Annotated in this window: 19 protein-coding genes; 17 read left to right on the top strand and 2 right to left on the bottom strand. The window is 69.2% G+C overall.

The window, feature by feature from the left end; genetic code table 11:
* Window positions 1–19: 19 nt before the first annotated feature.
* Entirely contained in the window at window positions 20–1,045 is a 1,026-nt protein-coding gene (locus tag ACFJGV_RS10425; RefSeq protein ID WP_378143844.1) for a LacI family DNA-binding transcriptional regulator, read from the top strand.
* A 228-nt stretch (window positions 1,046–1,273) separates the two neighbouring features.
* On the opposite strand, the gene ACFJGV_RS10420 is transcribed toward ACFJGV_RS10425, so the two are convergent.
* Window positions 1,274–1,696, bottom strand: a complete 423-nt coding sequence (locus ACFJGV_RS10420; RefSeq protein ID WP_378143843.1) for a VOC family protein — start codon at window positions 1,694–1,696, stop codon at window positions 1,274–1,276.
* A 168-nt stretch (window positions 1,697–1,864) separates the two neighbouring features.
* Window positions 1,865–2,833 (bottom strand): ketose-bisphosphate aldolase, encoded by a 969-nt coding sequence (locus tag ACFJGV_RS10415; protein ID WP_378143842.1) that lies wholly within the window; start codon window positions 2,831–2,833, stop codon window positions 1,865–1,867.
* A gap of 143 nt (window positions 2,834–2,976) precedes the next feature.
* Here ACFJGV_RS10415 and ACFJGV_RS10410 point away from each other — a divergent pair, with 143 nt between their 5' ends.
* The 16 genes from ACFJGV_RS10410 to ACFJGV_RS10335 all read left to right on the top strand — a co-directional run bounded on the left by ACFJGV_RS10410 (window position 2,977) and on the right by ACFJGV_RS10335 (window position 21,554).
* Window positions 2,977–4,362, top strand: a complete 1,386-nt coding sequence (locus ACFJGV_RS10410; RefSeq protein WP_378143841.1) for an FGGY family carbohydrate kinase — start codon at window positions 2,977–2,979, stop codon at window positions 4,360–4,362.
* 64 nt (window positions 4,363–4,426) lie between these two features.
* Complete coding sequence (locus tag ACFJGV_RS10405; RefSeq protein WP_378143840.1) at window positions 4,427–5,500, top strand: LacI family DNA-binding transcriptional regulator; 1,074 nt, start codon at window positions 4,427–4,429, stop codon at window positions 5,498–5,500.
* A gap of 114 nt (window positions 5,501–5,614) precedes the next feature.
* A complete protein-coding gene (locus ACFJGV_RS10400; protein ID WP_378143838.1) occupies window positions 5,615–6,649 on the top strand; it encodes a substrate-binding domain-containing protein in 1,035 nt (344 codons plus the stop codon).
* 30 nt (window positions 6,650–6,679) lie between these two features.
* A complete protein-coding gene (locus tag ACFJGV_RS10395) occupies window positions 6,680–7,672 on the top strand; it encodes an ABC transporter permease (RefSeq protein WP_378143837.1) in 993 nt (330 codons plus the stop codon).
* Window positions 7,669–8,424, top strand: a complete 756-nt coding sequence (locus ACFJGV_RS10390) for an ATP-binding cassette domain-containing protein (RefSeq protein ID WP_378143836.1) — start codon at window positions 7,669–7,671, stop codon at window positions 8,422–8,424. Before ACFJGV_RS10395 ends, ACFJGV_RS10390 begins: the two co-directional genes overlap by 4 nt.
* A gap of 153 nt (window positions 8,425–8,577) precedes the next feature.
* On the top strand, window positions 8,578–8,913 hold the full coding sequence (locus ACFJGV_RS10385) for a hypothetical protein (RefSeq protein ID WP_378143835.1): 336 nt from the start codon (window positions 8,578–8,580) through the stop codon (window positions 8,911–8,913).
* A 69-nt stretch (window positions 8,914–8,982) separates the two neighbouring features.
* Window positions 8,983–9,999 (top strand): LacI family DNA-binding transcriptional regulator, encoded by a 1,017-nt coding sequence (locus ACFJGV_RS10380; RefSeq protein ID WP_378143834.1) that lies wholly within the window; start codon window positions 8,983–8,985, stop codon window positions 9,997–9,999.
* Between the two features lie 199 nt (window positions 10,000–10,198).
* Entirely contained in the window at window positions 10,199–10,984 is a 786-nt protein-coding gene (locus ACFJGV_RS10375) for a class II aldolase/adducin family protein (protein WP_378143832.1), read from the top strand.
* 41 nt (window positions 10,985–11,025) lie between these two features.
* Window positions 11,026–12,153, top strand: a complete 1,128-nt coding sequence (gene chvE / locus ACFJGV_RS10370; RefSeq protein WP_378143831.1) for a multiple monosaccharide ABC transporter substrate-binding protein — start codon at window positions 11,026–11,028, stop codon at window positions 12,151–12,153.
* 113 nt (window positions 12,154–12,266) lie between these two features.
* A complete protein-coding gene (gene mmsA, locus ACFJGV_RS10365) occupies window positions 12,267–13,799 on the top strand; it encodes a multiple monosaccharide ABC transporter ATP-binding protein (protein ID WP_378143830.1) in 1,533 nt (510 codons plus the stop codon).
* A complete protein-coding gene (mmsB, locus tag ACFJGV_RS10360; RefSeq protein WP_378143829.1) occupies window positions 13,799–15,040 on the top strand; it encodes a multiple monosaccharide ABC transporter permease in 1,242 nt (413 codons plus the stop codon). The genes mmsA and mmsB overlap by 1 nt, the downstream gene beginning before the upstream one ends.
* A 26-nt stretch (window positions 15,041–15,066) precedes the next feature.
* Window positions 15,067–16,674, top strand: a complete 1,608-nt coding sequence (locus tag ACFJGV_RS10355) for an ATP-binding cassette domain-containing protein (RefSeq protein WP_378143828.1) — start codon at window positions 15,067–15,069, stop codon at window positions 16,672–16,674.
* A gap of 343 nt (window positions 16,675–17,017) precedes the next feature.
* On the top strand, window positions 17,018–18,625 hold the full coding sequence (locus ACFJGV_RS10350) for a xylulokinase (RefSeq protein WP_378143827.1): 1,608 nt from the start codon (window positions 17,018–17,020) through the stop codon (window positions 18,623–18,625).
* Window positions 18,622–19,347 carry an L-ribulose-5-phosphate 4-epimerase gene (locus ACFJGV_RS10345; protein ID WP_378143826.1) on the top strand — a complete coding sequence of 242 codons (726 nt, stop codon included), beginning with the start codon at window positions 18,622–18,624 and terminating at the stop codon, window positions 19,345–19,347. The genes ACFJGV_RS10350 and ACFJGV_RS10345 overlap by 4 nt, the downstream gene beginning before the upstream one ends.
* Complete coding sequence (gene araA, locus ACFJGV_RS10340; RefSeq protein ID WP_378143825.1) at window positions 19,344–20,876, top strand: L-arabinose isomerase; 1,533 nt, start codon at window positions 19,344–19,346, stop codon at window positions 20,874–20,876. The genes ACFJGV_RS10345 and araA overlap by 4 nt, the downstream gene beginning before the upstream one ends.
* 75 nt (window positions 20,877–20,951) lie before the next feature.
* Window positions 20,952–21,554, top strand: a complete 603-nt coding sequence (locus ACFJGV_RS10335; RefSeq protein WP_378143824.1) for a TetR/AcrR family transcriptional regulator — start codon at window positions 20,952–20,954, stop codon at window positions 21,552–21,554.
* The last annotated feature ends 5 nt before the right edge of the window (window positions 21,555–21,559 follow it).

Raw genomic sequence — 21,559 nt, 5'->3', positions numbered from 1 at the left:
TGCCCGATACACTCGGCGGATGACGAGTGCCGAGGCGCAGCCGCCCGGTGAGGGGGCCGCCACCGGGCTCAGCATCCGCGACGTCGCCAGACTGGCCGGAGTCTCGTATCAGACGGTGTCCCGGGTGCTCAACGAGCATCCGAGCGTGCGCCAGGCCACCCGCGAGCGGGTCCAGGCGGTCATCGCCGAGCTCGGCTACACGCCCAGCCGCGCGGCGCGGTCGCTGTCCACGCGCCGCTCCGGAGTGATCGGGATCCTCGCGACCTCCAGCGCGGAGTTCGGACCGGCGTCGTGCATCCAGGCCATCGAGACGGCGGCCCGCGCCCACGGCTACACCGTCTCGGTGGCCGACACGGGGAGCACGAGCCAGGGGGAGGTGCGTTCGTCTCTCGACCACCTGCTCTCGCAGCAGGTGGAGGCGCTCGCGGTGATCGCACCCCACGGCGAGGCGCTCACCGCGCTCGAGACGTTGCCGTCGGCTCTGCCCCGGGTCATGCTGCAGGCGCCGGGGCACGGCACGCATCCCGGTCTCGCGGTCGATCAGGCCGCGGGCGTCGGTCTCGCGGTCGGCCACCTGCTCGAGCTCGGCCACACCTCGATCGCCCACATCGCAGGACCGTCCGACTGGCTCGATGCCACGGCCCGTTCAGCCGCGTTCAGCGCCGTGCTCGACTCGGCGGGGCTGGCACCCGCGGCCATCCTGGAGGGTGATTGGAGCGCCGGCTCCGGGTACCGGATCGGCCTCGAACTGGCGGCACACCGCCGCATCACGGCGGTCTTCTCGTCGAACGACCAGATGGCCTTGGGGCTGCTCCACGCACTGCACGAGGGCGGGGTGCGCGTTCCCGACGACATCAGCGTCGTCGGGTTCGACGACATCCCGGAGGCGGCCCACTTCTGGCCGCCGCTCACCACCGTGCGCCAGGACTTCGCCGAGCTCGGCCGCCGCTGCGTCGACCGCCTCCTGGGCCTCGACGCCGAGGCCGCGTCCGCCCCCATCGAGCCCGTCCTCCTCCGCCGCCGCAGCACCGCCCCTGTCTCCTGATCCGCGCTCTGCGGCCCTGCCCGCCCCTTCCCTCCGCCGAGCGGCGAGAACCCGCCCTCCCCCGGGCGCGGGAGGGGCTTCTTCTCGCCGCTCGCCGCAGCGCGCGGAACTCGGACCGCAGGGTGTCCGTCGAACGGCGAGAACCCGCCCTCCTGTGGGCGTGGGAAGGGCCTCTTCTCGCCGCTCGACGCTACTCCCGGCACGCGGGCAAGGGGCGTCAGCGACGGGTCACGCGTCCTGGGGGTCGGGGAGCACGAACGTCCCGGTCGAGCCCGGGTTGACCGCGACCTCCCACCGGAACCCGTCCGGATCGGAGAAGTACCCCGAGTAGCCGCCCCACTCACGCTGCCGGCCGGCGCTCACCGGGGCGCCGAGCGCCGCCACCTCGTCGAGCACGGCGTCGGCGTCGGCGGGCGTCGCGACGTTGTGCGAGAGGGTGAACGGAGCGACTCCGGATGTCGGTTCTTCGCCGATCTCCTCGACGAAGCCCTCCCTCGACCAGAGCGAGAGGATGACCCGGTCGGCCACCGGCAGCATGAGGACGTCGTCGCCGGCGAAGACGGGCTCCCACCCGAGCCCGTCGACGTAGAAGGCACGGCTGCGAGCGAGATCGGCGACCGCGAGGGTGATGAAGCTGACGCGCTGTTCCATGCGGAGAGTGTGGCACGAGGTGCGCCCGCTTCGCCCCCGCAGCCCCCGCCCGCTACCGCAGCGCCCTCGGCCCCAGCGTCGGTACTGGGTCGTTCGCTGCGGGGGAGGGCGGAGCGGCTGCTCCGATCCCCCCCCCGGCTGAGCTCGCGGGCGTCGGGCGCCGACGACTCAGCGGTGGCGGTGAGCCTGCCCCGCCTGCCCGAAGACCTCCATGCGGTCTGCGACCATCTGCTGCATCGCGACCCGACCGCGGCTCTGGTACAGGGCGGGATCGCACCCGATCCCATCCTCATCGAGGTAGGTGCGGACCGCGGCCGTGTAGGCCATGTGGGAGTCCATGCCCTGGTTGATCTTGCGGATCCCCAGCTGCGTCGAGCGAGCCTTCTCCGACTCCGGCACACCCCATGACTCCGGGAGCTTCCCGCCGTGGGCGTTGATGATCTCGCGCAGATCGCCGGGGAGCGACGACGAGCCGTGCATGACCAGGTGGGTCGTCGGGACCCGCTCCGCGATCTCCTCGATGAGGTCCATGTGAAGCACCGTGCCATCCGGCGGACTGGTGAACTTGTAGGCGCCGTGGGAGGTGCCGATCGCCACGGCGAGCGCATCGACTCCGGTCAGTGCCACGAACCGTTCGGCCTCCTCGGGATCGGCGAGGACGATCTCCTTGCTGCTCGCTCCGCCGTCCTCGGATCCGCCGATCGTCCCCAGCTCTCCTTCGACGGAGACGCCGTGGGCGTGCGCATACTCGACGACCCGGCGCGTCACCGCCACGTTCTCGTCGAAGGTCGCCGGCGTGACGTGATCATCGCGCATGCTGCCGTCGATCATGACGCTGGTGAATCCCGCGGCGATGGCGCGGACGCAATCGTCGTAGCCGGCGCCATGGTCGAGGTGCAGCACGACGGGGACGTCAGGGTAGTTCGCGATCAGATTGACCAGAGCCTCCCAGAAGAGCTCGTCACGCCCATGGGCTGAGGACCCCGCGATCGTCTGGACGATCACGGGAGAGTCGGTCTGCGCGGCGGCGTCCAGGACCGCCTCTGCCTGCGGGAGGTCGGTGACGTTGAACGCCCCGACCCCGTAGCTGCCTTCGCGCGCTGCATCGAGCGCTGTGGCGAGAGTGATGAGAGCCAATCTGGAACCTCCGTAGTGATGACTTCCACCGGACCCGGCGAAAGATTGACAACGGTAGACAGAGTAGGGGGGAAGTGTTACCTTGTCCACCGATAGACAGATCCCCGGAGACCTTTCGGGCGTCAACGAGGACGGGACCCACCATGCGAGACGAGCTGCTGCTAGGCATCGACCTGGGCACGTCGTCGATCAAGGCGAACGCCATCGACCGTCATGGTCGTTCGATCGGGATCGGCGTGGCGCCCACTCCGTTCGTGGCCGGTCAGCACGGCGTCGACATGACCATCTCGGCGCTCTTCGGAGCCGTTCAGGACGCCGTGGCCGGGCTCGGCGCCCTCGCCTCCCGGGTAGCGGCGGTGGGGGTGGCCAGCATGGGCGAGACGGGCACCCTGATCGATGCCGAGGGTCCCTCCGAGCTTCCTCTGGTGGCGTGGCACGATGACCGCGGTTCGGAGATCGTGCGCGAACTCGTGGACGCATTCGGCGTGAGCGAGATCCAGCGCCGCACCGGACGCCAGCCGCGGAGCGTGACCAGCGTCGCGAAGCTGGGATGGCTCCTTCGCAACGGGTACAGCGGTCGGGGCACCTGGACGGGCGTGGCCGGAGCGACCGTGTGGAAGCTGACGGGGGCGATCGCTCAGGAGCAATCCCTGGCCGCCTCAAGCGGAGCGTTCGATCCGATCGCAGGCAGCTACGACGAAGAGATCCTCTCGGCCCTGGGTCTGGACTCCCTCGCGTGGGCGCCCGCTCGTCGAGCGGGGACCATGATGGGCCTCCTGTCACGTCCGGGGTCGGCGTGGAGCGGGCTTCCGGAAGGGATCCCCGTCACCATCGCCGGTCATGACCACCCTGTCGGCGTCATCGGTTCGGGCGGCGACAGCACCGAGGTCATCGACTCGATGGGGACAGGCGAACCCCTGGTCGTCCCCTGGGAGGCATCGTCACCGGCGGCCGCGCACCCCGCCTGGCCTGGCCAGATGGGGGACCTCACCATCACGTCGTGGCCCGGCACAGAGCGGTTCATGCTGCTGTGGGAGACGTTGCGTCCCGGGTTGGCGATGCGGCATCTGCAGCGGGCGCTCGGAGTGGACCGCAGCGACATCGAGTTCTCGTCCATCCGGGTCGAGGCCGAACCCCTCTCGCTTCCTCAGCTGTTGGCGATGCAGGATGGGGAGATCCCGGCAGACGTGCTCAGCGCCCAGCCCGAGGAGGCGTGGGCCGCCACCCTCGAGGGCTACGCACACGCGGCGGCTCAGGCGGAGGAGAACCTGCGAGCGCTGGCCGGTGTCACGGGGACCACGCTCCTGATCGGCGGGGGTCTTCGCAGTCGGCGCTGGGTCGAGGCGAAGCTCCGTCGAGCGCAGTATCCCGTCGAGATGGCCGAGGAGCGCGAGGCGGTGTCGCGCGGCGCAGCACTGCTGGCCGGGGTGGCGGCAGGGTGGTGGGCGCCCGAATCGTATCCGCCCGCCGACACCATCCCCCTCTCTCCCGGATCGGCGGTACGGAAGGGCATGGGCTCCCGTGCATGAGCTGATCTCCGCGGCATGGAAAGGTGTGGTCTATGTGCGCTTCGTCTCTCTGGTGGTGGTGTTGATGGCTGAGTCCGATCCCCGTCCCGGGCTGCGTCCTCCCGCGCGTGCGGTGGACATCGCGCGACTCGCGGGGGTGTCGACGAAGACCGTCTCGCGCGTCATGAACGGTGAGGCCTATGTCACCGACGCGATGCGCGAGCGTGTGATGGCCGCCGCCAAGCAGCTGGCATACGTCGGGGACGCGGCGGCGATGGGTCTGCGTACCAAGCGCACGGGCTTCATCGGCCTCATCATCCCCGACGTGCGCAACGGGTTCTTCGCCCTTCTGACCCGCGCGATCGAGGAGCGACTGACCCCGACCTCGCCGACGCTCCTGCTGGGTGACTCCGACGAGGAGCCCGAGCAGGAGGAGCGGTACCTTCGTGCATTCCGGCAGCAGCGCGTGGACGGGCTCATCGTGCTCCCCAGCGGGGCACCGAGCCTGCCGGACGCCGTGTCGGAGATCCCCACTGTCATCGTCGATCGCTCCGTTCCCTCTGTGGAGACGACAGCCGATCACGTCCTGGCCGACAACCATCGTGCCGCCGCCCGCCTGGTGGAGCACCTGGTACGGCATCACGGGTTGCGACAGGTCGCCCTCGTCGCCGGGAACACGTCCGTGTCGAACGTCCGAGACCGCGAGAGCGGATACCGGGAGGTGATGACCGCGGCCGGTCTTGAGGCCCACGTCACCTCAGGGCACACGACGCCGGACGATGCCGCCGCGGGAGCGTACGCGCTGTTCTCGACGATGACGCCGCCCTTCGGAGTGTTCGCCACCAACAACCGCATGTTCTGGGGAGCCATGGCCGCCATCGCTCGCCTCGGCCTCCACATCCCGAGGGACGTCCTGGTCACGACCATCGACTCCATCGGAGAGGCCACCGTCACAGGGCTCAAGCCGACCCAGGGGGTGATCCCCGTGCAGGACGTCGCGGCTCGGGCGATGCGTCTGCTCGCCGAGCGGACGCAGGATCCGACACTGCCCCCTCGCCACGAATCCGTCGACATCGACATCGAGTTCGGGACGACGTGCGGGTGCATCCCGCTCACCACCCCGCTCATGGTCGGCCCGGTGGCCCCTGACTCCCGCTAGCGACGGACGGGATAGAGCGGGGACCGATCGCAGAACAGCCGGAAGCGAACGCTGCGATCAGCCCCCGACGTCGCACCAGCAGTACCCGAAATCACATCCTCAAAGGAGAGAAGAATGAGTTCACGAACCCGTATCCGAGCCGTTGGAGCGGCCGCGGCGTCGGCCACCATCCTAGCGGTGGCCCTCGCCGGATGCTCGGACGCCGGCTCCGCGGCGCCGTCCGGCGACCCGGGCGACAGCGGCAAGATCGCACTGGTCATCAAGCCGCTGGACAACACCTACTTCGGCGCCATGGCCGAGGGTGCGCAAGCAGCCGCCGATGAAGCCGGCGTCGACCTCACCATCGTGGCGGCGGAGAACGTCACCGACGACTCGGGCCAGGCTACGAAGCTCAACTCGCTCGTCACCGCGGGGTACGGCTGCTACATCGTCAACCCGACGAGCCAGACCAATCTGCTCACGGGGCTCGTCCCCGTCTCGCAGGCGGGGACACCGATCGTGAACCTCGACCTCCCGATCGACCTCGATGCGGCCAAGGACGCAGGGGTCAACGTCACCACCTACGTCGGAACCAACAACGAGACGGCCGGACAGGCCGGTGGAGAGGCGATGCTGTCGCTCGTCGACGCGGGCTCGCAGGTGGCGCTGATCGGCGGCCTGGTCGCGGACCCGGGGAACATCGCCCGCCTCGACGGCTTCCAGAAGGCTGTCGACGGCAAGCTCACCATCACCCAGACCGTCGCCGCCGACTTCGACAAGGCCAAGGCCAAGAGCGCGGCAGCGACGATCCTGATCGCCAACCCGGACATCAAGGGTTTCTTCACCCCCTCCGGCGACATGGCGATGGGAATCCAGCAGGCCGTGGAGGAGGCCGGCAAGAAGGGACAGGTGGCGGTCGTCGGCATCGACGGCACGCAGGACCAGCTCAAGGACATCGTCGCCGGCGGGCAGCCCGCCGCCATCGAGCAGTTCCCCTACCTGATGGGCAGCCAGTCCGTGCAGGCCTGTGTGGCCGCCATGGGTGGCAAGGAGATACCCGCGAAGGTCGAGACGCCCGTCCTGATCGTCGACTCCAAGAACGCCCAGGCCGCTCTCGACTCCTTCCCCGCCCCGCCGGAGGGCTTCACGGTCGAGAACCCGTTCAAGTAGCCCGCACCTCCGAGTAGGGAATCCTTACCCATGACGACCCAGACGCCACCACGTGTTCGCACCACCCCGTCGGCCACCGCGGCCTCCCTGCGGCGAGCCCTCGGGTCCGAAGAGATCTGGCTGAAGCTCGCTGCACCTGCAGCGCTCATCGTGCTCACGATCGTGTTCACCGCGCTGAACCCACGGTTCCTCTCGTGGCCCAGCGTCTCGACCATGCTCGCGGACTCGACGATCCCGATCGTCCTGGCACTCGGAGCGACGTTCGCGGTGTCGTTGGCGGGCATCGACCTCTCCCTGGCGGCGACCGTCGCGCTCGGGAGCGTCATGATGGCGACGGCCTACCAGGCCGGACTCCCGCTGATCGTCTGCTGCCTCATCGCGTTGCTGACGGGGCTCGCAGTGGGAGCGATCAACGGCACGTTCATCGGATGGGTAAGGATTCCCGACTTCATCGTCACCCTCGGTTCGCTCAGCGTGGTGATGGGGCTCAGCCTGATCATCTCGCAGGGCAAGCCGGTGCAGATCGGAGAACGCGCGCTGACCGCGATCAGCACGATGAGCTTCGCAGGGATCCGCGTCAACTTCCTCGTGGCCATCGGCATCGCGATCGTGCTCCACATCGTCCTGTTCCACACCAGGTTCGGCACCCACCTGCTGGCGGTCGGCGACAACCCGGACGCGGCCAAGGCGATGGGGCTGAAGGTGCCGCGCATCAAACTGGCGGGCTACATGATCTGCGGCGCCATGGGCGGCGTCGGGGCCATCCTGCTCACCTCCTACATCGGGTCCAGTCAACCGGCGACCAACACCGATTACCTGCTGAAGGCGATCGCCGCCGTCGTCCTCGGTGGAGTGAGTCTCTTCGGGGGCCGGGCGACCATCTACGGCCCGGTCATCGGCGCCGTGCTGCTCACCTTCCTGCAGTCGGGTCTCACGCTGCTGGGGGTCAGCGCCTTCTACTCCCCGCTCGTCATCGGCATCGTCGTGATCGCCGCCGCAACGCTCATGAGGGGACGGAAATGACCACCAACGACAAGATCGTCATCGATGACGTGCAGAAGTCCTTCGGCAACGTCCACGCGCTCAAGGGAGCATCGCTCACGATCAGGCCCGGAGAGGTCACCGCCATCGTCGGCGACAACGGCGCGGGGAAGTCGACCCTGGTCAAGTGCCTCACCGGTCTCTACACACCCGACTCGGGGGAGATCCGGATCGACGGCGAGCCGGTGCGGTTCACCTCCCCCCGAGACGCTCGAGACAAGGGCATCGAGACGGTCTACCAGGATCTAGCCCTCAGCGATCAGCTCACCGTATGGCAGAACATGTACATGGATCGTGAGCTCGTCCGCGGCATCCCGGGCTTCAGGTTCCTCGCGCGGAAGAGGATGAAGGATCACGCCGCGGAGCTCGTCTCCCAGCTCGCGGTCAACGTTCCCGGGGTGAACCGCCCCGTCAAGCGTCTGTCGGGTGGTCAGCGTCAAGCCGTCGCCATCGCGCGGGGCGTGATGTGGGCGAAGAACATGATCATCCTCGATGAGCCCACGGCCGCGCTCGGGCTGAACGAGACCGCGCAGGTCGAGGATCTCATCCGCCGAGTGGTCGCGGGCGGGAAGACGGTACTGGTGGTCTCCCACAACTTCGAGCAGGTCAAGCGGCTCTCGCAGCAGGTCTGGGTGATGCGCGGCGGTCGCGTCGTCGGCGGCACTCGGACGGAGAACGTCTCGGGCGAACAGCTGGTGGGCATGGTCACCGGCGCCGTGAGCATGGTGGAGTAGCGCGGGCGACCGCGTCCGGGGACGCGTGTGCTGCGCGGGCGGCCATATGCTCATGCGGGCATGTAGTGTCTTCGACGTGCCGTTGAGACGTCGACGGGGAGTCCTGGCCCTCGCGAAGCGAGCTCGCCCGCGAGCATGCATAGACTGCGGTCCATGTTGGACGACCTCCGCCGCGAGCTCGAGCTCCATCGATCCTCGGGCTTCCCTCGGGACGTCGAGCCCGGCCGGACCTATGGTGCTGCGCGGGCCGTTCTGATCGACGCCGACATCTACGGCTGGTGCTCACGCGTGGGGAGGGGCGAGAGTCTCTCCGACATCGATGTCCAGCGGCTCCTCGAGGCCACGGCGACGCTCGTCGCGTCGATCCTCGCGTTGCCCTGGTCGGCGCGCCCGTACTTCACGCGTCTCGTGCTGATCGCCAGTCTCGCCCTCGCGATCAGCGGAGATCCGGATGATGACGGCACTCCGGCCCTCGACCCATCCGCCTAACGTCGTCCGCAGGCCCGTCATCCCGGCGACTATGTTTGACACGCCGGACGACGGGGCGAGGGTGAGTGGATGATGGCTGAGACGCAGCCCGGGAGGGCGCCCAGCATCCGCGATGTCGCCCGCCTGGCGGGTGTCTCGTACCAGACCGTCTCGCGGGTGATCAACGACCATCCGAGCATCCGGAGCGAGACCAGGGCACGCATCCTGCAGGTGATGGACGAGCTGCAGTACCGGCCCAACCGGGCCGCGCGCACCCTCGTCACGAGCCGGTCGAACACCATCGGGGTCATCGCGTCGGAGTCGGCGCACTACGGGCCGGCGTCGAGCATCCAGGCGATCGACCAGGCGGCGCGCAGTCTCGGCTACTACGTGCACACGGTCACGCTCGACGACACCAGTCCGGAGTCGATCGAGCGGGGCCTCGACCACCTCCTCGGCCAGGCGGTCGAGGGGATCGTCGTGGTCGCCCCGCAGGTGCGCGTGCTCGACACGCTCGCCGACATGAACGTGTCGATCCCGTACGTCACCCTGCAGAGCGCCGAGGCGTCCGGCACCACGCTCTCCGTCGACCAGATCGCCGGCGCGCGCCTGGCGACGCGCCACCTGATCGAGCTCGGCCATCGCGACATCTATCACCTCGCCGGCCCGCAGGACTGGATCGAGGCAGAGGCGCGGATGCACGGCTTCCTGTCGGAGATGTCGGATCACGACATTCCGATCACGGCTCCGATTCTCGGGGACTGGAGCGCGGACTTCGGCTACTTCGCCGGACGCGAGTTGCTGCGCGTCCGCGACTTCACGGCCATCTTCGCCTCGAACGATCAGATGGCGCTCGGGCTCGTGCACGCCATCCAGGAGTCGGGGCTGAACGTGCCGCGCGACGTCAGCATCGTGGGCTTCGACGACGTGCCGGAGGCAGCGCACTACGGCCCGCCGCTCACCACGGTCCGGCAGGACTTCCGCGAGCTGGGACGGCGCGCCGTCGACCTGCTGCTGGGCACTCTGAGCAACCAGGAGCCGGAACCCAGGGTGATCATGCCCGAGCTCGTGGTGCGTCAGAGCACCGCTCCGCCCACTCCGCTCTGAGCCGGAACCCGCACCGCGATCACTGCGCGGGGATGTGGTTGACAGCGCCGTGCAGATGATGCACTATTTCGTTCGAGCCCAATGTGACCGTTCACATTGAAGCGCCGAACAAGGGAGTTTGAGTCGTGTCCGTTGCCTCTGCGGTCTGCACCGCCACCACCGCCGCCGGCGGCGCGGTGATCGTGGACGGACTCGCACGATGAGCCTCCGGGCCAGCGTCGAGGTCGCGATCGCCCGCACCCGCGCCGAGGTCGCACGGGTCGACAGCGACATCATCGCCCGCGGGCTCTCCTCGCTGAGAGGCGGATCGGTGTCGGCCCGCGTCCCGGGATCCGACCTCTTCGTCATCACGCCCGGCCGCTCCGCGCAGGAGGCGGCCACCCCCGCGGACACGATCGTCTCGGACCTCGAGGGCCGGGTGCAGAAGCACACGATCGGCGCGGGCGCGGCGACCACCGCGTCGATGGCGACCCACGCGCTCCTGTACCGCCGGCTCTCCACCGTCGGCGGCATCGTGCACACCCACCCAGCGCAGTCCGCCGCGTGGACGCGCCCCACCGACACGGCACCCACCGGTGCCGCGCCCGTCGACGCTCCGCTCACCGACACCGCGCCCGCCGCCACGCAGTCGGCGACCCCCGTCACGCTCCCCGCGCTCGACGGCCCGCTCGACCCCGCCGTCCTCCCCGCACTCGAGGAGCCAGGCGTCCACGCCGTCTTCGTGGGCACCGAGGGCCTCTTCGCGGTGGGCCACACCGCCCCGGACGCGGTCACCGCCACCGAGCGCATCCAGGCTCTCGCCGACGCCGGCGACCTCCACCTGGAGTGGAGCACCTCCCCGTCCTCTGCCGACAGGACGAGCACACAGACCCCCGACGCCGTCCCGGAGGCTGCGTCGGAGGAAGCGAAGCGGCCGCTCGACGAGCAGCCCTCCGTGGATCACATCCCGAACGAAGAATCACTCTCAGCGCAGCGACCCTGCTGACAACGAAGTCAATCCCGCACCACGAGAAAAGGAAGTTCACCGTGAAGAAGAAAGCCCTACTCGCCCTCCTCACCGCGGGAGCAGTGGCGCTCTCGCTGGCCGCCTGCTCCAGTGGCGGATCCGGCAGCGGCAGCTCCACCGACGGCGCCCAGGCCGGCGACGGCAGCCTCATCGGCGTGGCGATGCCGACCCGCTCCTCGGAGCGCTGGATCGCGGACGGCGACAACATCAAGTCGCAGCTCGAGGCCGCCGGCTACACCGTCGACCTGGAGTACGCCGAGGACGACATCCCCACCCAGGTCTCGCAGATCGAGAACATGATCACCAAGGGCGCCAAGGCCCTGATCATCGCCTCGATCGACGGCACCACGCTGACGAACACCCTGCAGAACGCCAAGGACAACGACATCCCGGTCATCGCGTACGACCGCCTGATCCGCGACTCGGACAACGTCGACTACTACGCCACCTTCGACAACTACAAGGTCGGCGTCGAGCAGGCCACGTCGCTCCTCACCGGTCTCGGCGTCCTCGACGCCAGCGGCAACAAGACGGGCAACACCGGTCCGTTCAACATCGAGCTGTTCGCCGGCAGCCCCGACGACAACAACGCCACGTTCTTCTTCAACGGCGCGATGGACACGCTGAAGCCCTTCATCTCGGACGGCACCCTCAAGGTCAAGAGCGGCCAGACCGACTTCAACACGGTCGCCACTCTCCGTTGGGACCCGGCCACCGCGCAGGCCCGCATGGAGAACATCCTCACCTCGACCTACTCCGACGGCTCGAAGGTCAACGGCGTGCTCTCCCCCTACGACGGCCTCTCGCGCGGCATCATCTCCGCGCTGACCTCCGCCGGATACACCACCGCCGACATGCCGATCATCACGGGTCAGGACGCCGAGCTCGACTCCGTCAAGGCCATCGAGGCCGGTGAGCAGTACTCCACCATCTACAAGGACACGCGCGAGCTCGCCAAGGTCGCCGTGCAGATGGCCACCTCGCTGCTGACCGGCGGCACCCCGGAGACGAACGACACGAAGACCTACGACAACGGCAAGAAGGTCGTCCCGTCCTACCTGCTGCAGCCGGTGGTCGTGACCAAGGACGACATCCAGTCGGTCCTGGTCGACGGCGGCTACTACACCGAGGACCAGATCAAGGGCTGATCCCCTTCGTCCACGAGGCTCTGCCTGGGCCCGGTCGGATCGATCTCGATCCGACCGGGCCCCGGTGGAGCCGCACACGCTTCCCCTCATCACGACACGCTAGGAGCCACAGGGTGACGACCAACATCCTCGAGATGCGCAACATCACGAAGACCTTCCCCGGGGTCAAGGCGCTGCAGAACGTCACCCTCGATGTCGCGCGGGGGGAGGTGCACGCCATCTGCGGCGAGAACGGGGCCGGCAAGTCGACGCTCATGAAGGTGCTGAGCGGGGTCTACCCGCACGGCACCTACGACGGCGAGATCGTCTTCGAGAACGAGACGGCTCAGTTCCGCGACATCCGCGACAGCGAGGCCAAGGGCATCGTGATCATCCACCAGGAGCTCGCACTCAGCCCGTACCTCTCGATCGCCGAGAACATCTTCCTCAACAACGAGATCAAGGGCCCGCTCGGCCTGATCGACTGGAACAAGACCAACGCGGAGGCTGCCAAGCTGCTGGCGCGGGTCGGTCTGCGTGAGAACCCGACGACCAGGGTGCTCGACCTCGGCGTCGGCAAGCAGCAGCTGGTCGAGATCGCGAAGGCGCTGTCGAAGCGGGTGAAGCTGCTCATCCTCGACGAGCCGACGGCGGCGCTCAACGACGAGGACAGCGACCACCTGCTCGACCTCATCCTCTCCCTCAAGGGGCAGGGGATCACGTCGATCATCATCAGCCACAAGCTCAACGAGATCCGCAAGATCGCCGACACCGTCACGATCATCCGCGACGGCAAGGCGATCGAGACGATCCCGAAGTCGAACGTCACCGAAGAGCGCATCATCAAGGACATGGTGGGGCGCGACCTGGAGCACCGGTACCCCGACCACACCCCGCACATCGGCGACGAGATCCTCCGCGTGGAGGATTGGACGGCGTACCACCCGCAGGACCCGAGCCGCATCGTGGTCGACCACGTCAACCTCACCGTGCGCCGTGGCGAGATCGTCGGCATCGCGGGGCTGATGGGCGCCGGCCGCACCGAGTTCGCGATGAGCCTGTTCGGCCGCTCCTACGGCGTCAAGGTCTCTGGGCGCGTGTTCAAGAACGGCGTCGAGATCAAGACGCGGACGGTCTCGGAGGCGATCGAGAACGGTCTCGCCTACGCCACGGAGGACCGCAAGCAATACGGCGTCAACCTCATCGAGGACATCAAGCGCAACATCTCGATGGCGTCGCTGAAGAAGCTCGAGCGCGGCGGGTTGATCGACGACAACGAGGAGTTCAAGGTCGCCGAGGGCTACCGCAAGTCGATGAACATCAAGGCGCCGTCGGTGCTCGCGAAGGTGGGCAAGCTCAGCGGCGGCAACCAGCAGAAGGTCGTGCTGAGCAAGTGGATCTACTCGGATCCGGACGTGCTCATCCTCGACGAGCCGACGCGAGGCATCGACGTCGGCGCGAAGTACGAGATCTACACGATCATCAACAAGCTCGCCGCGGACGGCAAGGGCGTCATCGTCATCTCCAGCGAGCTGCCCGAGCTGATCGGCATCTGCGACCGCATCTACGCACTGTCCGAGGGCCGGATCACCGGCGAGGTCCCCATCGAAGAGGCCACGCCGGAGACCCTCATCAAGTACATGACCATGGAAAAGGAACGATCCTGATGTCCGATCTCTCCACGAAGCAGGCCGACGACACCGCCGCCGGCGGACGGGTCAATCCCGTCGACAACAAGCTGACCCGCTCGCTCAGCCACGTCCTCTCCGACCTGGGCAAGAACGGCATCTTCATCGCGCTGATCCTGGTCGTGGTGGTCTTCGAGATCCTGACGGGCGGCGTGCTCCTGCGACCGCAGAACGTGTCGAACCTCATCGTGCAGAACGGGTACATCCTCGTGCTCGCGATCGGCATGGTGATGGTGATCGTCGCAGGCCACATCGACCTGTCGGTCGGATCGGTGGCCGCGTTCGTCGGCGCCCTCTCCGGTGTGTTCGCGGTCAACATGGGCATGCCCGCGTGGCTCGCGATCGTGCTGTCGCTGGCCATCGGTGCTCTGGTGGGCGCGTGGCAGGGCTTCTGGATCGCCTACGTCGGCATACCCGCGTTCATCGTCACGTTGGCGGGCATGCTGATCTTCCGCGGGCTCACGCTCGTGGTGCTGGGCAACCAGAACATCGGATCCTTCCCCGACCTGTACCGCGCGCTCGGCAACGGCTTCATCACGAACGTCTTCGGCGAGCTCGATGTCGATCCGCTCACGATGGGCGTCGCCGTCATCGCGATCGTCGTGCTGATCGTGCAGTCGGTGCGCACCCGCCGCGGCCGCCAGAGCTACGGGCAGGAGGTCGAGCCGATCAGCTGGTTCATCGTCAAGCTCGTGCTCGTCTCCGCGGCCGTGCTGCTCTTCGCGTACGCCCTCGCCACCTTCAAGGGCATCCCCGTGACGCTGATCGTGCTGGCCGTGCTGGTGCTGATCTACGGCATCATCATGAACCGGTCGACGTTCGGTCGTCACGTCTACGCGATCGGCGGCAACCTGCACGCGGCCGAGCTGTCGGGCATCAAGACCCGCTCGGTCACCTTCTGGCTGTTCGTCAACATGGGCTTCCTGGCCGGTCTCGCGGGCCTGATCTTCACCGCCCGGCTGAACCTGGCCGGCCCGAAGGCCGGTGACGGCTTCGAGCTCGAGGCGATCTCGGCCGCCTTCATCGGCGGCGCGGCGGTCACGGGTGGTGTGGGCCGGATCGGCGGCGCCATCGTCGGTGGTCTGATCATCGGCGTGCTCAACAACGGCATGTCGATCATGGGCATCGGCATCGAGTGGCAGCAGGCCGTGAAGGGCCTCGTGCTGCTCCTCGCCGTGGCGTTCGACGTCTACAACAAGCGCCGCTCCGGAGGGCGTTGACCTTCGTGCCGGTATCCTCTCCGGATGTGAGACGCGAGCCGACCGCCGATTCGTCGGCGGTCGTGCTCGGGTCTCTCACGGCGGTGTCGGAGGCGTCGCCCCGAGCATCCGGTCGGCTCACGGGCGCGTTCGACGTCTCGCTGACGGTGCGGCGCGGCAGCATCCACGCGCTGCTCGGCGAACAGTTCTCGGGTGCGACGCAGATCCTCGCCGTCCTCTCGGGGCACCTAGTACCCGAGGGCGGCACCCTCCTCATCGACGGTCGTGAGGCGGCGTTCACCTCGCCGGCCGAGGCCGAGGCGGCAGGCATCCGCATCCTGCGGGGCTCGCCGAGCCTGGTGCCCGACATGACGGTCGCCGACAACCTCTTCCTGGGGTACGAGCGGTCGCTCGGGTTCCTCGCCGGGCGTCGGCGGGTGCTCTCCGCGGCCGCCGAGCTGCTCGCGCCCCTCGGTCTCGACGACTCGGTGGTGGTGCAACGCGCCCGAGATCTCGGCCCCGGTGCACGCCGGGTCGTGGAGTTCGCGCACGCCATGGTGACCGGATGCCGCCTGATGCTGGTCGACGAGCCCTTCGCCCGGCTCGACGCGGAGGAGCGGGCGGTGGTGTCGACGGGCCTTCGCGGGTTGCGGGCCGCGGGCCTCACCGTCGTCGTCGCGACGTGGAGCGACGCGGATGCCGTGGCGACGGCCGACGACGTCACCGTGCTGTCGCGGGGGCGCGTGACGATGACGGCGGAGGAGTCGGCGGGGGCCGACGTCACCCGCCACGACCTGGCCGAGGCGATGGCATCGCGGATCCCGCGGTCGGCCGACGCGCCCGCGCCGCCCGCCCGCCCTGCGGAGGCTCCCGCATCCGACGGTCTCGTCGTCACGGGCTACACGGTGGGCGACCCCTTCGATCCGTCCCGGACGATCCTCCGCGATGTGTCGCTGGCGGCGGCCCGCGGCGAGATCGTGGGGATCGCTGGCCTGGCGGGATCCGGGGCGTCGGAGCTGCTGTACAGCCTCTACGGCCGCTCGCTCGGTGCGGACGTGTCGGGCACGGTCGAGGTGGGTGGCGCGCCGTTCACGGCGAGCAGCCCCGCGGCCTCGATCGCCGCCGGCCTGGCGCTCGCCACCGACCGCCACCGCACCTTCGACCTCGGCCTGCTCGGCGGGGTGCCGTCGCGCGTGTCGCTGCCCACGCTCGCGAAGCTCGCCCGGGCCGGCGTCGTGGACCGGGATCGCGACTACCGCCCCGTCGCGCCCCTGGCCGGCATCGGCGCGATCGGGCAGGTCGTGCTCCCCGCTCTCCTGGGGCAGGCATCGGGCGAGGACCGGTCGAGCCGGTTCGGCATCCGGGAGACCATCGAGTTCTGGCTCGACCGCTCCGACGCCGACCGACCGACGGTCGTCCTGCTCGACGATCCGCTGGCGAACCTCGTGCCGGGCGACCGCGCCTTCGTGATCGACGGCATCAGGCGCCTGGCCGCCGACGGCACCGCCGTCGTGATGGGCTCCACCCGCATCGAGGAGCTGCTGAAGCTCACGGCGCGCGTCTACACGCTGGCCGACGGCCGCGTCTCCGGCGTGCTGCGCAGCGCCGAGGCCACCCCCGCCGACGTCCTTCGGTGCATCACCGAGCGGCGCTGACCCGCCCGGCCGAGGATCAGAACGGGACCCTCCGCGGGTTGCGCCCGCTGTGCGTGCGCTCGAGGCCGGGGGCGGGACGACGGCGCTCTGGGCGGGCGCAACCCGCGACGAGGTCGGCAGCGCTTCCACCTGTGCAGGTGTCCGCCCCGCGCCGCTATGACGCCCAGGGTCGTGGCGCTTCGACACCGATTCCGGCCAAGCGTCGGCATATATGGCGAGCTTTGCGGGAATCGGTGTCGGGGTGACGAGTCCGTGTCCTTCCAGGCGGATGGCGCCCGCCACGCTCATCCCGTATGCTCTCCACAAGAAATGTGACCGGTCACAATGAGGTGAGGGCAGAGGCATGGCGGAGGCACGGCAGAGCGATCCCGAGACGATCGCGTCGGGACGGACGGCGCTCGGCATCGAGCTCGGGTCCACGAGGATCAAGGCCTGCCTGGTCGACGCCGACGACCCGACGATCGTGCTCGCCACCGGCAGCCACGACTGGGAGAACCAGTTCGTCGACCGGCTCTGGACCTACTCGCTCGAGGCGGTCTGGGAGGGGCTTCAGGCCGCGTACGCGGCGCTCGTCGCCGACGTGCGGCAGCGCCACGGGGTCGAGCTCACGACGACCGGGGCCGTCGGCGTCTCGGCCATGATGCACGGCTACCTGCCGTTCGATGCGGACGGTGAGCTGCTCGTGCCGTTCCGCACCTGGCGCAACACCAACACCGGCCCGGCCGCGGCCGAGCTCACCGAGCTGTTCGGCGTGAACATCCCGCTCCGCTGGTCGGTCGCCCACCTCCACCAGGCGGTCCTCGACGCCGAGCCGCACGTGAGCCGACTCGACTTCGTGACCACGCTCGCCGGGTACGTGCACTGGAAGCTCACCGGCCAGAAGGTCCTCGGCGTCGGCGACGCCTCCGGCATGGTCCCGATCGACACCGCGACCGGGGACTGGGATGCACGGATCGTCGCCCAGTACGACGAGCTCGTGGGTCAGCGCGGGTCCACTCTCCCCGCGCTGGCCCACCTCCTTCCTCGCGTGCTGCCTGCCGGGGCGCCCGCGGGGGAGCTGACCTCCGAGGGAGCCGCCCTGCTCGATCCCACCGGGGCGCTGCAGGCGGGCATCCCGCTCTGCCCTCCTGAGGGCGACGCCGGGACGGGCATGGTCGCGACCGACGCGGTCGCGCCGCGCACCGGCAACGTCAGCGCCGGCACGAGCATCTTCGCCATGGTCGTGCTCGAGCGCCCGCTCACCGCGGTGCACCACGAGCTCGACCTCGTGACCACGCCCTCGGGTGACCTCGTCGCCATGGTCCACTGCAACAACGGCGCGAGCGAGCTCGCCGCCTGGGCGGGCCTCTTCACGCGCTTCAGCGAGGCGTCGGGTGCAGGAGCAGGCAGCGACGCCGTCTTCGACGTGCTGTTCCGCGAGGCCCTCGCCGGCGACGCGGATGCGGGCGGCCTGCTGGCCTACAACCACCTCGCCGGCGAGCCGATCGCCGGGCTGGAGGAGGGCCGGCCGCTCTTCGTACGCACCCCCGACAGCGTGTTCTCGCTCGCCAACGTGATGCGCGCCCAGCTCTACGGCGTGTTCGGCACGCTGGCGCTCGGGATGCGCGTGCTCTCCGACGAGGGCGTCGGCCTCGACCGGATGTCGGCCCACGGCGGCATGTTCCGCACCGCGGGTGTCGCCCAGCGCTTCCTCGCCGGCGCGCTCGACGCGCCCGTCACGGTATCGGCGACCGCGGGCGAGGGCGGACCCTGGGGCATGGCCGTGCTCGCGGCCTACCTCCGTCGCTCCGACATCCCGCTGGCCGAGTACCTGCACGACGTCGTCTTCGCCGACGCGCCGTCCGACACGACCTCGCCCGATCCGGCCGATGCGGCCGGCTTCGCCCGCTACCTGGAGAGCTATCGCGCCGGCCTCGCGGTCGAGCGCGCCGCCGTGGAGGCCCTCGCATGACGACCCACGAGGAACTGACCGCCGACGGTGGCCTCAGCGCGGCGATCGACCGCATCCGCAGCGAGGTGGCGTCGCTGCACGCGGAGCTCGTCCGCTATGGGCTCGTGGTCTGGACGGGCGGCAACGTGTCGGGCCGGGTGCCCGGTGCCGACCTGTTCGTGATCAAGCCGTCAGGAGTCTCGTATGACGACCTCGTCCCTGCGAACATGATCCTCTGCACGCTCGACGGCGAGGTGGTGCCCGGTTCGCCCGGATCCGACCGCTCACCGTCGAGCGACACCGCCGCGCATGCCTACGTCTACCGCGAGATGCCCGAGGTGGGCGGGGTGGTGCACACGCACTCGCCCTACGCGGTGGGCTGGGCGGCGACCGGCCGCTCGATCCCCTGCGTGACCACCGCGATGGCCGACGAGTTCGGCGGCGACGTGCCGATCGGGCCGTTCGCGATCATCGGCGACGACTCGATCGGTCGCGGGATCGTCGAGACCCTCCGCGGGCACCGTTCGCGCGCCGTCCTCATGCAGAACCACGGCCCCTTCACGATCGGGAAGGACGCCCGCGACGCCGTCAAGGCCGCGGTCATGGTGGAGGACGTCGCGCGCAGCGTCACCGTCGCCCACCAGGTCGGCACCCCCATCCCGATCGCCCAGGAGGCGGTCGACTCCCTCTTCAACCGCTATCAGAACGTCTACGGACAGGACCCGACAGGATCACTCGCGTGAGCACTCGCACCCCTCTGAACACCTCCTTCGACGGCCTCGAGATCTGGTTCCTCACCGGCAGCCAGGGCCTCTACGGCGAGGAGACCCTGCGTCAGGTCGCCGAGCAGTCGCGGGTCATCGCCTCGACCATCGACGGCGCGGGCGACGTGCCCGTGCGCATCGTCTGGAAGCCGGTGCTCACCGATCCGGCCGCGATCCGCCGCGCGATGCTCGACGCGAACGCCGACGACTCCGTGATCGGGCTGATCGCCTGGATGCACACCTTCAGCCCCGCGAAGATGTGGATCGCCGGCCTCGACGCGCTGCAGAAGCCGCTGCTGCACCTGCACACGCAGGCGAACGTCGAGCTGCCCTACGGCGAGATCGACTTCGACTTCATGAACCTCAACCAGGCCGCGCATGGCGACCGCGAGTTCGGATACATCCAGACTCGTCTCGGCATCGCGCGGAAGACCGTGGTCGGTCACGCCACCAACCCCCGCGTCACCGCCGAGATCGGCACGTGGGCCCGCGCCGCGGCCGGTTGGAACGCCGCGCAGACCATGAAGCTGGCGCGCTTCGGCGACAACATGCGCTACGTCGCGGTGACCGAGGGCGACAAGACCGAGGCGGAGCACCGTCTCGGCGTGCAGGTGAACACCTGGTCGGTGAACGAGCTCGCCGCCGCGGTCGAGGCGGCGGAGGCAGACAGCGGCGCGGTCAACGCGCTCGTCGCCGAGTACGAGGAGCTCTACGACGTCGTGCCCGAGCTGCGGGCCGGCGGCGAGCGGCACTCGTCGCTGCGGGATGGCGCTGCGATCGAGCTCGGGCTGCGCTCCTTCCTCGAGGAGGGCGGGTTCGCCGCCTTCACCACGAGCTTCGAGGACCTCGGGACGCTGAAGCAGCTCCCCGGCCTCGCCGTGCAGCGGCTCATGGCCGAGGGGTACGGATTCGGCGCCGAGGGCGACTGGAAGACCGCGATCCTCGTCCGGGTCGCGAACGTGATGGGCGCCGGACTCCCGGGTGGCGCGAGCCTCATGGAGGACTACACCTACGACCTCGTCGAGGGTGCGGAGACCATCCTCGGGGCGCACATGCTCGAGGTGAGCCCGTCGCTCACCACGGCGCGTCCGTCGCTCGAGGTGCACCCGCTCGGCATCGGCGGGAAGGATGACCCGGTGCGACTCGTCTTCACCGCCGAGCCCGGCCCCGCGGTCGTCGTCGCCCTGTCGGACATGAGGGACCGCTTCCGCCTCACCGCGAACGTCGTCGACGTGGTCGAGCCGCGCGCCCCGCTGCCGAACCTGCCCGTCGGCCGCGCCGTCTGGCGCCCCCGACCCGACTTCGCCACGTCGGCCGCCGCCTGGCTCACCGCCGGCGCCGCTCACCACACCGTCATGTCGACGGCGGTGGCCATCGAGGCCTTCGACGACTTCGCGCGCATCGCGGGCATCGAGCTGCTCACCATCGACGAGTCGACGACGCTGCGCGGCTTCGAGCACGAGGTGCGCTGGAACGCCGCGTACCACCGCCTGGCCGAGGGGATCTGACCGGCGACGACACCCCTGATGACCGACTTCGCCTCTTTCTGTACACCTGTCCAGAAAGAGGCGTAGTCTCGTCGAGTGACGAGTTCGACGAGCAATGCCGCCACTCGACAGGTCCTGAAGGAGTCCGAGGATCCGCGAGCGCTGCGGACGAGGGCCGCCCTGCTCGACGCCATCCGCACCCTCTCGACTGAGGGTGGCGACCTGACCGTGAGCGCCCTCGTGCGCGCGGCGGGGATCAGCCGTGCGAGCTTCTACTCGCACTACGAGAGCCTCGACGAGCTGGCGAGCAGCGTGCGTCGCGAGGCGTTCCGCTCGATCCACGACCTGTACCGCGGTGACCTCGTCGAGACGCCCGAGGCGCTGCGGCGATCGCAGGAGCGCCTCGTCGCCCACTTCGCCGAGAACAGGGCCCTCTACCGCAGTGTGTCGGCGCTGCCGATGTCGCGCGAGCACTACCTGTCGGGTGTTCGTACGATGGCCGCGCTCATCGAGGACATCCTCGAGGACCACCCGCGGGTGCCCGAGGGGCTGAGCGCGGAGGCCACGGCCCGGTACATCGCGGGCGCCGCCCACGGGCTGCTCGATGCGTGGATCGCGGATGAGCTCCAGCTGTCCGAGACCGAGTTGGTCGACCACCTGACTCGGCTCCTGCCGCCGTGGTTCGGCGCATCCCGCTGAACCGA

It is taken from the genome of Cnuibacter sp. UC19_7 (genome assembly GCF_042699995.1).
Classification (GTDB): domain Bacteria; phylum Actinomycetota; class Actinomycetes; order Actinomycetales; family Microbacteriaceae; genus Cnuibacter.
The sequence above is the reverse complement of the archived record's forward strand: the minus strand, read 5'-3'. Positions and strand labels throughout refer to the sequence as shown.

What these genes read in the sequence shown, in the direction of transcription:
- ACFJGV_RS10425 (WP_378143844.1), top strand. Translation starts at nt 20, where the DNA reads ATGACGAGTGCCGAGGCGCAGCCGCCCGGTGAGGGGGCCGCCACCGGG.
- ACFJGV_RS10420 (WP_378143843.1), bottom strand. Translation starts at nt 1,696, where the DNA reads ATGGAACAGCGCGTCAGCTTCATCACCCTCGCGGTCGCCGATCTCGCT.
- ACFJGV_RS10410 (WP_378143841.1), top strand. Translation starts at nt 2,977, where the DNA reads ATGCGAGACGAGCTGCTGCTAGGCATCGACCTGGGCACGTCGTCGATC.
- ACFJGV_RS10405 (WP_378143840.1), top strand. Translation starts at nt 4,427, where the DNA reads ATGGCTGAGTCCGATCCCCGTCCCGGGCTGCGTCCTCCCGCGCGTGCG.
- ACFJGV_RS10400 (WP_378143838.1), top strand. Translation starts at nt 5,615, where the DNA reads ATGAGTTCACGAACCCGTATCCGAGCCGTTGGAGCGGCCGCGGCGTCG.
- ACFJGV_RS10395 (WP_378143837.1), top strand. Translation starts at nt 6,680, where the DNA reads ATGACGACCCAGACGCCACCACGTGTTCGCACCACCCCGTCGGCCACC.
- ACFJGV_RS10390 (WP_378143836.1), top strand. Translation starts at nt 7,669, where the DNA reads ATGACCACCAACGACAAGATCGTCATCGATGACGTGCAGAAGTCCTTC.
- ACFJGV_RS10385 (WP_378143835.1), top strand. Translation starts at nt 8,578, where the DNA reads ATGTTGGACGACCTCCGCCGCGAGCTCGAGCTCCATCGATCCTCGGGC.
- ACFJGV_RS10380 (WP_378143834.1), top strand. Translation starts at nt 8,983, where the DNA reads ATGATGGCTGAGACGCAGCCCGGGAGGGCGCCCAGCATCCGCGATGTC.
- ACFJGV_RS10375 (WP_378143832.1), top strand. Translation starts at nt 10,199, where the DNA reads ATGAGCCTCCGGGCCAGCGTCGAGGTCGCGATCGCCCGCACCCGCGCC.
- mmsB (WP_378143829.1), top strand. Translation starts at nt 13,799, where the DNA reads ATGTCCGATCTCTCCACGAAGCAGGCCGACGACACCGCCGCCGGCGGA.
- ACFJGV_RS10350 (WP_378143827.1), top strand. Translation starts at nt 17,018, where the DNA reads ATGGCGGAGGCACGGCAGAGCGATCCCGAGACGATCGCGTCGGGACGG.
- ACFJGV_RS10345 (WP_378143826.1), top strand. Translation starts at nt 18,622, where the DNA reads ATGACGACCCACGAGGAACTGACCGCCGACGGTGGCCTCAGCGCGGCG.